Consider the following 1596-nt stretch of genomic DNA (forward strand, 5'->3'; position numbering starts at 1 on the left):
CCGCGGCTGGGATCCTTGCAGGAGGCCTTGCCAGGGGTGGCGATATCGCTTCTCCCGACCGAACAAACGCCCTCCTTCTTCGACAACGAGGTCGATGCCGTGGTGCGTTACGGCTGCCCCACCGCGCGCGATCTCTCGAACCACCTGATCCTGCGACCGCGATTGATCGCGGTAGCGTCGCGGGCGTGGGTGGAAAAGCATCCCGAGATACGCCAGCCCAAAGACCTGCTGTCCGTGCCTCTCATCCACGAGCGTTACCAGGAAGACTGGCAAAACTGGTTCGATGCGCTCGGCATCAAGAATTGCGGCCACTTGAACGGGCCCCGCGTCGGCGTGTCGACCGCAGTGCTCGAGGCGGTGCACCGGGATCAGGGTCCCGGCCTTTTTCCCGACGTTTTCAACGTGCAAAACATGCGCGGCGGCCTGCTGCAGGTGGTTCCCGATGCGCCCCGCATCGGCGGCTACTATTTCGTCACCAGAAGCGATCGCGAGAATGAGCCGCGCATCGTGCGGCTGCGCGAGTGGCTGACAGAAAATCTCAAGGACGCCTGAGTCCCCTCTGCATTTCCCCCCGAATTCATCACGATTGCCCCGCCCGCAACGGCCGGGGGTGGTGACTTTTTCGTTCGTCCAAGCCCCTTGGTGGAAACTTTTTGAGACCGCCCGGGTGAGAATTTTGTGCCTTACTGACACATCTTCGTGTTGCTAGCATGGTCTTGCTGCAACACGACTGGCGAATGAACTGTTATCGCATTTTCAGAGTTGAGGACGACACGCTTTCGATTCATTCCCGCGGATGTCGTGAGTGCGGCGAGGCTTCCGATAAACCAAATAATCCGTGCGCCCGGCGATTGCCGGAATGCGTAACGGAAAACAATGATTAAAGGTGAATCCATGCGAAAGCTTGCTTGCTTGCTCCCGCTATTGCTTACTTCCGGGGCAGCTTCAGCGCAATCCAATGTGACAGTGTATGGCCTGCTCGATGTCGCCGTCAGCGTGACCGACGCCGGCGGCGCCGCGCTCCGGCAAAAGGAAATGACTTCCGGGGTAGGCCTCGGGAGCAGAATCGGATTCCGGGGTACCGAAGATCTCGGCGGGGGCCTGAAGGCGAATTTCGTTCTTGAAAACGGATTCAACCCCGACACGGGAACGATCGGCCAGGGCGGCGTGCTGTTTGGCCGGCAGGCATGGGTGGGCCTGGCATCGTCCTCGCTCAGTGTTTCGTTCGGACGCCAGTACTCGCCCATGCTGCTGAGCCTGGCAACCACGGATCCGGGCAGCCAGGGCTACTGGGGCAACAATCAGGGAACGGGCAACGCGCTGTATCAAAGCCCCGGTTCGGGCGCCGGATCAGGCGGACACCAGGCGACAGGGCGCATCAACAATTCGATTCTCCTTACCGGCACCTCCGGGGCGCTTTCCGGCCGATTGATGCTCGGGCTGGGCGACGAAAATCCCGCCGGGTCGGGCCGTCTTGTCGGCGCCAGCGGCAACTACGCATCGGGCCCGGTCCTGCTGTCCGCCGCCGTTACCCGGTTCCGCCAGTACGCATCCACCATCGTCGCCGGCGCCGAGCCGGACTGGCAAACGGAATAC

2 protein-coding genes are annotated in these 1596 nt (G+C 61.7%); both read left to right on the top strand.

The window, feature by feature from the left end; translation table 11 throughout:
• Window positions 1-552: LysR substrate-binding domain-containing protein (locus VEH04_04880; GenBank protein HYG22097.1), on the top strand; the 552-nt coding region annotated here is incomplete at its 5' end.
• Window positions 553-894: 342 nt separating this feature from the next.
• The coding region (locus VEH04_04885) for a porin (GenBank protein HYG22098.1) at window positions 895-1596 on the top strand (702 nt) is incomplete at its 3' end.

Source organism: Verrucomicrobiia bacterium, assembly GCA_035629175.1.
Lineage (GTDB): Bacteria > Verrucomicrobiota > Verrucomicrobiia > Limisphaerales > DASXHY01 > DASXHY01.